Annotated in this window: 11 protein-coding genes; 5 read left to right on the top strand and 6 right to left on the bottom strand. The window is 70.7% G+C overall.

What is annotated here, in order from left to right; translation table 11 throughout:
• Positions 1 to 29 precede the first annotated feature (29 nt).
• Entirely contained in the window at positions 30 to 815 is a 786-nt protein-coding gene (locus tag AC068B_RS17215) for a sirohydrochlorin chelatase (protein ID WP_478672346.1), read from the bottom strand.
• A 386-nt stretch (positions 816 to 1201) separates the two neighbouring features.
• Between AC068B_RS17215 and nirB the strand changes: the two genes are divergently transcribed.
• The 5 genes from nirB (at position 1202) to AC068B_RS17190 (ending at position 9254) form a co-directional block, all read left to right on the top strand.
• Positions 1202 to 3952: a nitrite reductase large subunit NirB gene (gene nirB, locus AC068B_RS17210; RefSeq protein WP_478672345.1), complete on the top strand. Its 2751-nt coding sequence runs from the start codon at positions 1202 to 1204 to the stop codon at positions 3950 to 3952.
• A gap of 135 nt (positions 3953 to 4087) precedes the next feature.
• A complete protein-coding gene (locus AC068B_RS17205; protein WP_478672344.1) occupies positions 4088 to 5521 on the top strand; it encodes a NarK family nitrate/nitrite MFS transporter in 1434 nt (477 codons plus the stop codon).
• Between the two features lie 252 nt (positions 5522 to 5773).
• Positions 5774 to 8044, top strand: a complete 2271-nt coding sequence (gene pflB / locus AC068B_RS17200) for a formate C-acetyltransferase (protein ID WP_478672342.1) — start codon at positions 5774 to 5776, stop codon at positions 8042 to 8044.
• A 132-nt stretch (positions 8045 to 8176) separates the two neighbouring features.
• Positions 8177 to 8998 (top strand): pyruvate formate-lyase-activating protein, encoded by an 822-nt coding sequence (gene pflA, locus AC068B_RS17195; protein WP_478672341.1) that lies wholly within the window; start codon positions 8177 to 8179, stop codon positions 8996 to 8998.
• A gap of 37 nt (positions 8999 to 9035) precedes the next feature.
• Positions 9036 to 9254, top strand: a complete 219-nt coding sequence (locus tag AC068B_RS17190; RefSeq protein ID WP_478672340.1) for a hypothetical protein — start codon at positions 9036 to 9038, stop codon at positions 9252 to 9254.
• A 7-nt stretch (positions 9255 to 9261) separates the two neighbouring features.
• On the opposite strand, the gene mscL is transcribed toward AC068B_RS17190, so the two are convergent.
• The 5 genes from mscL to AC068B_RS17165 all read right to left on the bottom strand — a co-directional run bounded on the left by mscL (position 9262) and on the right by AC068B_RS17165 (position 13324).
• Entirely contained in the window at positions 9262 to 9753 is a 492-nt protein-coding gene (gene mscL / locus AC068B_RS17185) for a large conductance mechanosensitive channel protein MscL (RefSeq protein ID WP_478672339.1), read from the bottom strand.
• A 135-nt stretch (positions 9754 to 9888) separates the two neighbouring features.
• Positions 9889 to 10440 (bottom strand): RcpC/CpaB family pilus assembly protein, encoded by a 552-nt coding sequence (locus tag AC068B_RS17180; protein WP_478672338.1) that lies wholly within the window; start codon positions 10438 to 10440, stop codon positions 9889 to 9891.
• A gap of 203 nt (positions 10441 to 10643) precedes the next feature.
• Entirely contained in the window at positions 10644 to 11498 is an 855-nt protein-coding gene (locus tag AC068B_RS17175) for an S-methyl-5'-thioadenosine phosphorylase (RefSeq protein WP_478672337.1), read from the bottom strand.
• Positions 11499 to 11640: 142 nt separating this feature from the next.
• On the bottom strand, positions 11641 to 11985 hold the full coding sequence (locus AC068B_RS17170) for an FmdB family zinc ribbon protein (RefSeq protein ID WP_356263257.1): 345 nt from the start codon (positions 11983 to 11985) through the stop codon (positions 11641 to 11643).
• 67 nt (positions 11986 to 12052) lie between these two features.
• Positions 12053 to 13324 carry an MFS transporter gene (locus tag AC068B_RS17165; protein ID WP_356263254.1) on the bottom strand — a complete coding sequence of 424 codons (1272 nt, stop codon included), beginning with the start codon at positions 13322 to 13324 and terminating at the stop codon, positions 12053 to 12055.
• Between the last annotated feature and the right edge of the window lie 91 nt (positions 13325 to 13415).

The raw sequence follows: 13415 nt of genomic DNA, 5'->3' as shown, positions 1-13415 counted from the left end.
CTCCAGGACAGCAGAAGGCGTACGCCGAGTCAGGCTGCGGCGCCGACCGGCCGGGCAGGGCCACCCGGGCGACGCAAGGCGCTGTCGTACCGGCGCAGGACCAGCGCCGCGATGCCCGGGTGGTCGGCGATCGGGTCGGCCACCGCATCGGCCCCGGCCTCGGCGAGCGCCCCCGTGAACCGCCCCGGCGCGAGCAGATGCGCGGCCACGACCACCCTCCGGTACCCGGCGGCCCGCAGCCGCGCCACCGCCTCGGGGACGGTGGGCCCGGCCGACGAGCAGTACGCCCCGCACACCGGAACCCCGCGCACCGGACCTCCGCACAGCAGCAGTCGCAATTGCCGCACGGCCACCCGCGCCCCCTCATTGCCCCCGGGCCGCGACGATCCGGCGGCGGCGAGGACCACGGCGTCGGCCCGCACGCCCGAGCGCCGCTCCGCCTCATCCAGCCGGTCGCTCAGGGCGAGCGCCACGGCACGGTCGCCGCTGAGCCCGTCGGTGAGCACACATCCACGGCCGGAACTGCCGTGGCTCCGGACGACGGCGGGGATGTCGACCGTGCGGTGGTATCCGTCGCCGAGGAGGAGGGGCACGACGACGGCACCGTCCCGCAGCGCCTCGGCGAGGGAGGGGGCGGAGGGGGACCGGTGGTCGAGGTGACCGAGGGCGGGCCGCACCCCGCCGAGCTCCTCGACCCGGTCGCAGAGCCGCCGCAGGGTGCGGGCGGCACCGGGCAGGGCGCTGCCGTGCACGGCGAGCACGAGGGGCGGAGCTGCCGAACCCTCTTCCAGGGACCGCACTTCCAGGGACCGCACTTCCAGAGGTCGCCCCTCCAGAGGTCGCCCCTCCAGACGTCGCACTTCCAGAGGTCGCACTGTCCACCCCACCCGAAGCCGGAGAACCCACGCTCTTTGCGAGCGGGCCCGGGACGGGACAGTGGTGTCGCCGCACTCCCGCCCCGGAAACCGCATCGCACCGGGCTGCAGTCGTGGTCGGGGAGCAGCCCGTCGCCCACGACGCTACGCCCGCGCTCGCCGGGCGACGCCCGCCAAAAGGCCTGACCGCACGGGCCGTTGGGCCCTGGCGGACGGGTCCTTAGCGGTCCGGCACCGCGCCGCGCCCGGCCTACCGTCAGAGGGAAGGTCCCCCGCCCGCAGCGGCTCGGCGGGGGATTCCCCCGGCGCGACGGAGTGTGACTCCCATGACCCAGACCCTGGTGCTCATCGGCCACGGAATGGTGGGCCACCGTTTCCTGGAGACGCTCGCGGAACGTGGCGCCCTCGCCGACCCCGCGGCGCCGGACGGCCCCGGCTGGCGGGTGACCGTGCTCGCCGAGGAGGACAGGCCCGCGTACGACCGGGTCCACCTCTCCTCCGCGTTCACCGGCGCCACCGACGCCGAACTCGCCCTGTGCGAGCCCGGCTTCCTCGCCCGCCACGGCATCGACCTGCGCCTCGCCGACCCGGCCGAGCACATCGACACCGCAGCCCGCACGGTCACCACGACCTCCGGCGCCACCGTCCCCTACGACGCCCTGGTCATCGCCACCGGCTCCTACCCCTTCGTGCCGCCCGTCCCGGGCGCCGACGCCCCTGGCTGCTTCACCTACCGCACCCTGTACGACGTCGAGACCCTCTCCGCGTACGCCTCCGAAGAGGGCCGCACCACCGGCGTCGTCATCGGCGGCGGACTCCTCGGCCTGGAGGCCGCGGGCGCGCTGCGCACCCTGGGACTGCGCACCCACGTCGTCGAGTTCGCACCCCGGCTGATGCCGCTCCAGGTCGACGACGGGGGTGCCGCGGCCCTGCGGGCCACCATCGAGTCGATGGGCGTGTCCGTGCACACGGGGGTCGGGGCGAGCCGGGTCGACGCGGACGATGCGGGAGCCGTGCGCGCACTGGGCCTGAGCGACGGCCGCACCCTCGACGCCGATGTCGTGGTCTTCTCCGCCGGGATACGTCCCCGGGACCACCTCGCCCGTGAGGCGGGTCTTGTCGTGGGGGACCGGGGCGGCATCGTCGTCGACGAGCACTGCCGCACCACCGACCCCTACGTCTATGCGATCGGCGAGTGCGCCCAGGGCGCCAACGGCCGCGTCTACGGCCTGGTCGCCCCCGGCTACCAGATGGCCGAGGCGGCCGCCGACGCCCTGGCGGGGGACGGCACCTCCGTCTTCACCGGAGCCGACACCTCCACCAAACTGAAGCTGATGGGCGCCGACGTCGCCTCCTTCGGTGACCCGTTCGCACCCGAGGGCGCGGAGGGCGGTGCCGTCTCCGTCGTCTTCTCCGACAGCCGCGAACGGGTCTACAAGAAGCTGCTGCTCGGGCCGGAAGGGCAGTTGCTCGGCGGCATCCTCGTCGGCGATGCCGAGGCCTACGGCACCCTGGTGCCGCACGCAGGACGCCCCCTGCCCGCGCCTGCGCAGGCATACGTCGTGCCCGCCTCGGACATCGAACTCCCGGGCGCCGACGCCCTCCCCGACGACGCCGTCGTCTGCAGCTGCCACAACGTCACCAAGGGAGCCGTCCGCACCGCCGTCGCCGAGAACTCCCTCACCGACATCGGCGGCGTCAAGCGGTGCACCAAGGCGGGCTCGGGCTGCGGCGGCTGCCTCGCCACCCTGCGGTCCGTGCTCGACGCGGAGCTCGCCGCCGCCGGGATCGAGAAGCCCACGGGCCTGTGCGAGCACTTCGCGCTGACCCGCGCCGAGATCTACGAGACGGTCCGCACCGAACGCATCCGCTCCTTCAGCGAGCTGATGGCGAAGCACGGCCTGGGCGGCGAGGGCTGCACCGTCTGCAAGCCCGTCGTCGGCAACGTCTTCGGCACCCTCGCCCCCGAACTGGGCCTCGGCCACGTCCTGGACGGCGAGCAGGCCGCCCTCCAGGACTCCAACGACCTCTTCCTCGCCAACCTCCAGAAGGACGGCACCTACTCCGTCGTCCCGCGTGTCCCCGGCGGCGAGATCACCCCCGCCCAGCTCATCGCGATCGGCGAGGTCGCCCGCGACTTCGACCTCTATACGAAGATCACCGGTGGACAGCGCATCGACCTCTTCGGCGCCCGCGCCGACCAACTCCCCGCGATCTGGCGCCGTCTGGTCGCCGTCGGCCTGGAGTCCGGCCACGCCTACGGCAAGTCCCTGCGCACGGTGAAGTCCTGTGTCGGGGCGAAGTTCTGCCGGTTCGGGCAGGGAGACTCCGTGCGGCTCGCGATCGACATGGAGCTGCGCTACCGCGGCCTGCGCACCCCACACAAGATCAAGGGCGGCGTCTCCGGGTGTCTGCGCGAGTGCGCCGAGGCCCGCGGCAAGGACATCGGCGTCATCGCCACGGCCAACGGCTGGAACCTCTACGTCTGCGGCAACGGCGGCGCCCGGCCGCGCCACGCCGACCTCCTCGCCGCCGACCTGTCGACCACCGAACTCCGCCGCTTCGTCGACCGCTTCCTCATGTACTACCTGCGGACCGGCGAGCGCCTGGAGCGCACCGCCCCGTGGTTCGAGCGCATCGGCGGCCTCGACCACCTGAAGTCCGTCCTGATCGACGACTCGCTCGGCATTTGTGCCGACCTTGAGGCCCAGATGGACCGCCACGCGGCGGCCTACCGCGACGAATGGCAGGCGGTCCTGGCGGATCCGCAGGCCCTGGCGCGCTTCGAGCGGCACCTCGCGCAGCCGTCTCCCGAGTTCCTGGAGCCGGGCCGCGGCCGGGCAGCGGTCCTGCCCGACGGCACCGAGGCGGCCCTCTTCAAGGACGGCGAAGGACGGGTGTACGCCGTCGGCAACCGCGACCCGTTCTCCGGCACCGACGTGATCGCCCACGGCATCCTCGGTACCCGTGGCGGCCGCACCGTCGTGGCCTCGCCGATGCACAAGCAGGAGTTCGACCTGCGGACCGGCGAGTGCCTGGACGACCCGTCGGTCGCGCTGCCGGTGCACGAGGTCTGAAGTCCCCTCACATTCCCTGACTTCGGCCCGGCCGGGAGGTGTCCTCCGCCTCTGCTCCCGATCGTGCGCACGCCGGATGGTGGATACGTCAGGCCCCGTAGCAAGGTCGGGACCCTGAGCGAACTGGGAACCAACATGAGATCGCCTGCCGCTCAAGCAGCGCCAACCGCGCCCACGGGCACGTCGTACGACCCCGCGCAGTACCGGCCCGGCAAGACCATCACCGACTGGGAGCCGGAGAACGACCTCTTCTGGAAGTCCACCGGCAAGAAGGTCGCCGCCCGCAACCTGTGGATCGCGGTGCCCGCCCTGCTGGTCGCCTTCGTGGTCTGGCAGGTGTGGTCGGTCACGGCGACCAACCTCAAGGACGTCGGCTTCGGCTTCTCCACCTCTCAGCTGTTCTGGCTGACGGCGGTGCCGGGCCTGACGGGCGGCACGGCCCGGATCCTCTACACCTTCCTCGGCCCGATGATCGGCCAGCGCCGCTTCACCGCGCTCTCCACGGTCGTCCTGGTCATCCCGCTGATCTGGCTCGGCATCGCGGTCCAGAACCCCGACACCTCGTACGGCGTGATGATCGCCATCGCCGCCCTCTGCGGCATCGGCGGCGCCAACTTCGCCTCGTCCCTGGCCAACATCGGCTTCTTCTTCCCCAAGAAGGACAAGGGCAACGCGACCGGCATCAACGGCGGCCTCGGCAACCTGGGCGTCTCGGTCGTCCAGCTGCTCACCCCGATCGTCATCACCAGCTCGGTCATCGCGGTCGGCTCGGCCCAGCACAAGGCCGACGGCACACCGGTCTGGCTGCAGAACGCGGCGTTCCTGTGGGTGCCGGTCCTGGTGATCCTGGCGGTCGTCGCCTGGTTCGGCCAGAACGACCTGAAGGTCGCCTCGACCCCGTTCAGCCAGCAGAAGGTCATCTTCAAGCGCAAGCACAACTGGCTGATGACCTGGCTCTACGTCGGTACGTTCGGCTCCTTCATCGGCTTCGCCGCGGCCCTGCCGATGCTTATCAAGACCACGTTCACCCCGATCGACGCGGCCTACTCCGCGGCCACCTACGCCTGGATGGGCCCGGCCGTGGGCGCGCTCGCCCGTTGGGCGGGCGGCTGGATCGCCGACAAGATCGGCGGCGCGAGGGTCACCATCATCTCGTTCGTCGGCATGGCGCTCTCGATCATCGGCGTCATCAACTTCCTTCCCGCAGGCGGCGACAACGGCAACTTCTGGGGCTTCTTCGCCTGCTTCCTGCTCGCGTTCTTCTTCTCGGGCATCGGCAACGGCTCCACGTTCCGCCAGATCCCGGTGATCTTCCGCAACCAGCACCTGAAGGGCCTGACCGAGGGCACGCCCGAGTACACGAAGGCGCTGAAGCAGTCGGAGATGGAGGCGGGCGCCGTCACCGGCTTCACCTCCGCCATCGCGGCGTACGGCTTCTTCTTCATCCCGGCGATGTTCGCCAACTTCGCGGTCACCAGCGCGATGTGGGGCTTCGTGGCCTTCTACGTCAGCTGCATCGCGGTCGCCTGGTGGTTCTACGCCCGCAAGGGCGCGGAGTCGCCGAGCTGACGCCTCGGACCTTCCACGATTCCCGGCCGTTCCGTACCACGGGGCGGCCGGGAATTTCTTGTGAATGCATTCACAAGCGAACTTGGGTCCAAAGTCCCAAGAGAAGTTCCAGTTCAGGTGTGGTGTGGGGTGGTTTCCGCGCGAAGGAAGGGGACTTCCGGTCCGGGATCGGGGACCATTGCGGGCCCTTTGATCGATCGGAAAGGAGTGGAATGGAGACGTAGCGAAGAAGCGATACGGAAGGTGCGGGTCATGACTGCCACTCCTGCGGAAGCGACTGTGAACGGCGAGGCCTGGGACGGCTTCAGGGGCGGTCTGTGGCGGGACGCCATCGACGTCCGTGACTTCGTGCAGCAGAACTACACCCCGTACGAAGGAGACGACTCCTTCCTGGCGGGCCCGACCGAACGCACCACCGAGGTCTGGCAGAAGCTCCTCTCGATGTTCCCCACGGAGATCGAGCGCGGCATCCACGACGTGGACGTGCACACGCCCTCCCGCATCGACGCCTTCCGGCCCGGCTACATCGACGGCACCGCCGCCGACCACAAGGACCTGATCGTCGGCCTGCAGACCGACGCCCCGCTCCGGCGCGCCATCATGCCCAACGGCGGCTGGCGGATGGTCGAAGGCGCCCTCAACGCCTACGGCTACGAGGCCGACCCCGAGGTCCGGGACGTCTACACGCACCTGCGCAAGACCCACAACGAAGGCGTCTTCGACGCCTACACGCCCGAGATCCGCGCCTGCCGCTCCTCCGGCATCATCACCGGCCTGCCCGACGCCTACGGCCGCGGCCGCATCATCGGCGACTACCGCCGCGTCGCCCTCTACGGCGTCGACCGTCTCATCGCCGAGAAGGAGGCCGACAAGACCGCACTCGGCGAGGAGTGGGCGACCGAGGACGTCATCCGCGGCCGCGAGGAGATCTCCGAGCAGATCAAGGCCCTCAAGGAACTCAAGGCCATGGCGATGTCGTACGGCTACGACATCGCGCGGCCCGCCGCCACCGGCCGCGAGGCGGTCCAGTGGCTGTACTTCGCCTACCTCGCCGCGGTGAAGGAGCAGAACGGCGCGGCCATGTCGATCGGCCGCATCGACAACTTCCTCGACATCTACCTGCAGCGCGACATCGACGCGGGCCGCATCACCGAGGCCGAGGCCCAGGAGTTCATCGACGACTTCGTCATCAAGCTCCGCATCGTCCGCTTCCTGCGCACCCCCGAGTACAACGAGCTCTACTCCGGCGACCCGACCTGGGTCACCTGGTCGATGGCCGGCATCGGCGAGGACGGCCGCCCGCTGGTCTCGCGTACCACCTTCCGCGCCCTGCAGACCCTCTACAACCTCGGCCCCGCCCCCGAGCCGAACCTGACGGTCTTCTGGTCGCAGCAGCTGCCCCAGGGCTTCAAGGAGTTCGCCTCCAAGGTCGCCATCGACACCTCGGCCATCCAGTTCGAGTCCGACGAGCTGATGCGCCCCAAGTACGGCGACGACACCGCGATCGCCTGCTGCGTCTCCGCGATGGCCGTCGGCAAGCAGATGCAGTTCTTCGGCGCCCGCGTGAACGTCGCCAAGGCGCTCCTCTACGCGATCAACGGCGGCCGCGACGAGAAGTCCGGCAAGACCGTCGTGCAGGGCTTCACGCCCATCGAGGGCGACTACCTGGACTACGCGACCGTCGTGCGGCAGTACGACGCGATGCTCGACTGGCTCGCCAAGACGTACGTCCACGCGCTCAACGTCATCCACTACATGCACGACAAGTACGCCTACGAGCGCATCGAGATGGCGCTGCACGACCAGGAGATCCTGCGCACCATGGCGTGCGGCATCGCGGGCCTCTCGGTAGCCGCCGACTCGCTCTCGGCGATCAAGCACGCCAGGGTCAAGGTGATCCGCGACGAGACGGGCCTCGCCGTCGACTACGAGATCGAGGGCGACTACCCCGCCTACGGCAACAACGACGACCGCGCCGACGACATCGCGAAGCGCATCGTGCACGACTTCATGCAGAAGGTCCGCAAGCACCCCACCTACCGCGACGCGGTGCATACCCAGTCGGTGCTGACCATCACCTCGAACGTCGTCTACGGCAAGAAGACCGGCAACACCCCCGACGGCCGCCGCGCGGGCATGCCCTTCGCACCGGGCGCCAACCCGATGAACGGCCGTGACGAGCACGGCTACATCGCCTCGGCGATGTCGGTCGCCAAGCTGCCCTACGACGACGCCGAGGACGGCATCTCGCTGACCAACACCATCACTCCGGACGCGCTCGGCCGCACCCCCGAGGAGCGCGTCGCGAACCTCGCCGGAGTCCTGGACGGCTTCATGGCCAGCGACGGCTTCCACATGAACGTCAACGTGCTGGACAAGGCGACCCTGCAGGACGCCATGGAGCACCCGGAGAACTACCCGCAGCTGACCATCCGGGTCTCCGGATACGCGGTCAACTTCATCCGGCTCACCCGCGACCAGCAGCTCGACGTCATCAACCGCACCTTCCACGGCTCGCTCTGAGCCACCGGCTCCTTCCGAGCCACCGGCTCCCTCCGGGGAGCCGCCCCCGAACCGCGGCCCCGGGGCCGGGCCCTCACCCCGGCCCCGGGCGCCGCGCACACCGTGTCCTGCCAGTAGTCCGGGAGTTACACCATGGCTGTCCTGCTCGGTACCGACATTCCCGTGCGCCCCCGCGCGACCGATGAGGACGCGGCCACCCCCGCGGCGGCCGCCACCCACCGCCCCGTCACCGGCTCGATCCACTCCTGGGACCTGTCGACCGGCGTCGACGGGCCGGGGTCGCGCTTCGTCACGTTCCTCGCCGGGTGTCCTCTGAGCTGTCTGTACTGCCACAACCCCGACACCTGGAGGATGCGGGACGGCAAGCGGACCACGGCGGACGACGTGATCGCGGAGGCCGCCAAGTACACGCGGTTCATCTCCGCGGCCGGGGGCGGGGCCACCGTCAGCGGCGGCGAACCCCTCCTGCAGCCCGTCTTCACCGGCGAACTCCTGCACCGCCTCAAGCACGAGCTGGGTCTGCACACCGCGCTCGACACGTCGGGCTTCCTCGGCGCCCGCGCCACCGACGCCCTGCTCCGCGACGTCGACCTGGTCCTGCTCGACATCAAGTCCTGGGAGCCCGAGACATACCGGACGGTCACCGGCCGTCCCCTGCAGCCCACCCTCGACTTCGCCCGCCGCCTGGCCGCCCTCGGCCAGGAGACCTGGGTGCGCTTCGTCCTCGTCCCCGGCCTGACCGACGGCCCGGCGAACATCGAGGGCGTCGCCCGCTTCGCCGCCTCGCTCGGCAACATCTCGCGCGTCGACGTGCTGCCCTTCCACAAGCTGGGCGAGGCGAAGTGGGACGCGCTCGGTAAGGACTTCACGCTGCGCGGCACCCCCTCGCCCACCCCGGGCCAGGTGGCCGCGGCCAAGGAGATCTTTGCAGCTCAGGGCCTCAAGGCCGTGTGAATCGGGCCGTCGGGACCGCCCGACGTACCCTGGAGGCATGAGCACCGCCCCCGCCCCCGAACCGCGCGATCCGGACGAGCCGAAGCCCGACGAGCCGAAGCCCAAGGCGAAGAACGCGCTGGTCTTTGACGACCCGCTGGAGCAGCAGTCGTCGGACGACACGGACCGAGGGTGGGGCGAGCGGGCCGAGTCCCGCGGCGACAGCGCGGCCGATCTCGCGCGCTTCCTCGACGAGAAGCCGCCCCACCACATCTGAACCCGCGCTACTCCTCGCGTGGCCCCGAGCCAGAGCCCGAGCCGCGCTGCGCCACCAGGGCGTCGCGGATCTCCTTGAGGACCTCCAGCTCGGAGAGCTCGATGACCTCCTGTGTGCCCTCCTTCTCGGCCTTCTTGGCGGCCGCCCGCGCCAGGTACTTGGCCATGGGCAGCACCATCAGGAAGTACACGACGGCCGCGGTGATCACGAAGCTGAGGACCGCGCTGAGCACGGGGCCCCACATGATCGGGATGCCCTTGACGACTTCGCCTGCGTCGTTCGTCTCGCAGGGAGACTTCAGGCACGAGCTGTAGTGATCGAGGTCCTTCGTCCCGAAGGCGCCGACGAGCGGGTTGATGACGCCCTTCACCACCGAGTTCACGATGTTCGTGAAGGCGGCTCCGATGACCACCGCGACCGCCAGGTCGACGACATTGCCGCGCATCAGGAAGGCCTTGAAGCCCTCCCAGATGCCCGGTTCCTTCTTCTCGCTCACCACGAGGCCTTTCGTTGCATGTGCGGGTTGTGGAACAAACAACTTCGCAACCTACGTGAGCCCCGGGCCGCCCTGTCCAATTGACCCGCACGAACGAGCTACTTGACAGGCCTTCAGTGCGATCGTGAACGTTCCGCTTCATCGGAGGGTCACCGCAAGCCGCGCGCTCGCCCCGGCCCCTGCCAGCCGCGCCGCCGTGTCCCTCGGGACGGAGAGCACCACCAACGCACCGCTCTCGGTGGGTCCTTCCCCGGGTTCGGGCACCGCGGAAACCCTGGCCCCCGACGCCACCACACGCGGCCCTGCCCCGCCCGCGGGCGATCCGTCGGCAGCGATCACGTCGACCCGGTCGCCGGGGCGGAGCAGGCCCACCGTGTCCGCGTCCGCGATCCGCACGGGGGCGGACACCGCTGCCGTCGTGGTCGTGCCCGTCGTGGACCGCTGCGCCGCCGCCGCGACCCTGTGCGGCGGATCGGCCTCCCGCGAGACCGCCTCCCGCGGCGCCGTGCTCGCGAGGGCGGCGGCGGTCATCGCGAGGCCGACGGCCAGGGCCCGCCGCCGGTGCCGCAGCAGTCGGCCCAGCCGCGGATGTCCGCCGCGCACCCGCACGGGCGGGAAGTGAGGGACCCGGCAGCCTTCGGACGGGCGTGCCTGGTCTTCCGGTCGGGTCTGAGGAGGGACATGCGTCACGACAACCACCGCCTGCGATGCGAGGAGCTCGGCTTGCGCTCTCACGATGCAGGCCCGCGCCGATCCCCGCTGAGGCCCGTGGACTACCCGCCGGTTGTGGACAACTCCCTCATCCGAACGAGGACTTCCGCCCGCCTAAGGCGTCTCACGTAAAGACGCCTCGCGTAAAGACGCCTCGCGTAAAGACGTCTCACGTAAAGACGTCACGGCAGCCGGATCCCCGGATCCGCACCGCCCAGCGCCCTCGCGCACAGACACTCGCGGTCCCCGCCGCCCTCCGGCAGCCCCGCCACCGCGTCGAACAGCACGCCCCGCAGCCGGTCCACATTGGCGGCGAACACCCGCAGGACCTCGTCGTGCGAGACGCCCTCGCCGGTCTCCGCGCCCGCGTCCAGATCCGTGACCAGGTTCAATGACGTGTAGCAGAGCTCCAGTTCGCGGGCGAGCGCCGCCTCGGGGTGCCCGGTCATGCCCACCACCGACCAGCCCTGCGCCGTGTACCAGCGCGACTCCGCCCGGGTGGAGAAGCGCGGCCCTTCGATCACGACGAGCGTCCCGCCGTCGACCGGCTCCCAGTCACGGCCGCGGGCCGCCTTCAGGGCCGCGCCGCGGCCCACGGGGCAGTAGGGGTCGGCGAGCGAGACGTGGACGACGTTCGGCACGCCGCCGTCGGGGAGCGGAACCCCGTCGAAGTACGTCTGGGCGCGCTTCTGCGTGCGGTCCACGAGCTGGTCGGGCACCAGCAGCGTGCCCGGCCCGTACTCGGCCCGCAGCCCGCCGACCGCGCACGGTCCCAGCACCTGGCGCACACCCACGGAGCGCAACGCCCACAGGTTGGCGCGGTAGTTGATGCGGTGCGGCGGCAGATGGTGGCCGCGGCCGTGCCGGGGCAGGAAGGCGACCCGGCGCCCCGCGATCCTGCCGAGGAAGAGGGAGTCGCTCGGAGCTCCATAGGGGGTGTCGACCCGTATCTCGGTCACGTCGTCGAGGAAGGAGTAGAAGCCGGAGCCGCCTATGACGCCGATCTCGGCCCGCGCGGCGTTCGCCGTGTTCACCATGGCCCGACACAGTAGCCGGACAGCGGCGGGGGCGGCACCCGCGGACGACCCCGCCGTCACACGCCGACGACCCCGCCGTCACACGCCGACGACCCCGCCGTCACAGGACGGCGGGGTCGGTCGGAACAGCGTGTGTGAAGTCCTACGCGGCCGAGCTCGACGACGTGGACGTCGAGGAGGAGCCGGACGACTTGGAGTCCGAGGACGAGGAGGACGAAGCAGCCTTCGAGTCCGACGTGGACGAGGTGCCCGACGAGGAACCGGACGCCGACTTCGACGACGCGTTCGCGGGCGTGCTGCTCGACGACGAGCCGCGGCTGTCGTTGCGGTAGAAGCCCGAGCCCTTGAAGACGATGCCGACCGCCGAGAACACCTTCTTGAGGCGTCCGTCGCAGTTGGGGCACACGGTCAGGGCGTCATCGGTGAACTTCTGCACCGCCTCGAGGCCCTCGCCGCACTCGGTGCACTGGTACTGGTACGTCGGCACTTGCTTCCTCCTGGCACTCTCACTCGATGAGTGCTAACGACGGTCCATAGTGACGTATTCCGCGGGATCAGTCCACCGTCACCGGTACGCGGTGACCGACGCCACGTGCCACGGTGCGGCCCGAGGCCTTGGGAACGAGCCTCGAACGCAGCGTCGCGAGGACCACGAGAGCCAGTGCGGTGCCGCCCAGCGGGACCAGGAATCCGGCCCCGTCCCAGAAGCGGTCCTCCAGCTGTCCGGCGACCGTGACGGCCGCCGCCTGCCCGAGCGCGACCGCGCCGGTCAGCCACGTGAAGGCCTCCGTGCGGCCGGTCGGCGGGACCAGCTTGTCGACCAGCGTGTAGCCGGTGATCAGCGCGGGCGCGATGCAGACGCCGACCAGCAGGCCGAGCCCGGCGAGGAGAGGCACGGAGTGCGCCGCCCACAGGCCGGAGGCCATCAGGGTCAGTGCCGCGTAGCCGACCAGGAGCCGTCGCTGCGGGGAGACCTTCCAGGCGATGGCGCCGCAGATGACGCCGGAGAGCATGTTGCCCGCCGCGAAGGTGCCGTAGAGGACGCCGTTCAGGCCGGGCTCGCCGATCGACTCGGTGAACGCGGCCAGCGAGACCTGCATGCCGCCGAAGACGGCGCCGATGCCGAGGAACGTGACCATCAGGACCCGCACTCCGGGGATGCGCAGCGCGGAGACGTGCTCCACGCGCGCGTGCTCGTCGTGGTGCGCGGACGGCTTGGGCTGGGTGCTCTTCTGCGCGGCGAACAGGAGGCCGCCGACCAGCGTGAGTCCGGCCTCGGTGAGGAGTCCGGCGGAGGGGTCGATGGTGGTGCACAGCGCGGTGGCGAGCAGCGGGCCGAGGACGAAGGTCAGCTCGTCCGTGACCGACTCGAAGGCGGCCGCGGTGGTGGCCAGGGGGGAGTCCTGCAGCTTGGCGCCCCAGCGGGCGCGCACCATGGGGCCGATCTGGGGTGTGGAGGCGCCCGCGGGCACGGCGGCCACGAAGAGCGTCCACAAGGGGGCGTCGGAGAGCGCGAGCACCGTCAGGGTGACGACCGACGCGGAGTGGACCAGTACGCCGGGCAGCAGGACGGCGCGCTGTCCGAACCGGTCGGCGAGCTTGCCGCTGAAGGGGGCGAACAGCGCCATGGAGACGCCGGTGGCGGCCGAGACGGCGCCCGCGGCACCGTAGGAGCCGGTGGTGTGCTGGACCAGCAGGACGATGGAGATGGTCAGCATCGCGAAGGGCTGTCGCGCCGCGAAGCCGGGGAGCAGGAACGTCCAGGCGCGAGGGGTGCGCAGGAGCTGTCCGTAGCCCGGGCGGGATTCGGTGACCGTGGATGCCACGGCCCGTGCCTTTCTGCCGCCTGGTAGCGCCCGTGCGGGGGCGCCGAGAGCTGTCCTCTTGCGCGGAACTGCGGTAGATGCCGGGTGCCAC

It is taken from the genome of Streptomyces sp. NPDC042371, assembly GCF_056437465.1.
The sequence above is the reverse complement of the archived record's forward strand: the minus strand, read 5'-3'. Positions and strand labels throughout refer to the sequence as shown.

Coding starts and splice junctions, on each gene's coding strand:
- nirB (WP_478672345.1), top strand. CDS start 1,202: ATGACCCAGACCCTGGTGCTCATCGGCCACGGAATGGTGGGCCACCGT.
- pflB (WP_478672342.1), top strand. CDS start 5,774: ATGACTGCCACTCCTGCGGAAGCGACTGTGAACGGCGAGGCCTGGGAC.
- AC068B_RS17190 (WP_478672340.1), top strand. CDS start 9,036: ATGAGCACCGCCCCCGCCCCCGAACCGCGCGATCCGGACGAGCCGAAG.
- AC068B_RS17205 (WP_478672344.1), top strand. CDS start 4,088: ATGAGATCGCCTGCCGCTCAAGCAGCGCCAACCGCGCCCACGGGCACG.
- AC068B_RS17175 (WP_478672337.1), bottom strand. CDS start 11,498: ATGGTGAACACGGCGAACGCCGCGCGGGCCGAGATCGGCGTCATAGGC.
- pflA (WP_478672341.1), top strand. CDS start 8,177: ATGGCTGTCCTGCTCGGTACCGACATTCCCGTGCGCCCCCGCGCGACC.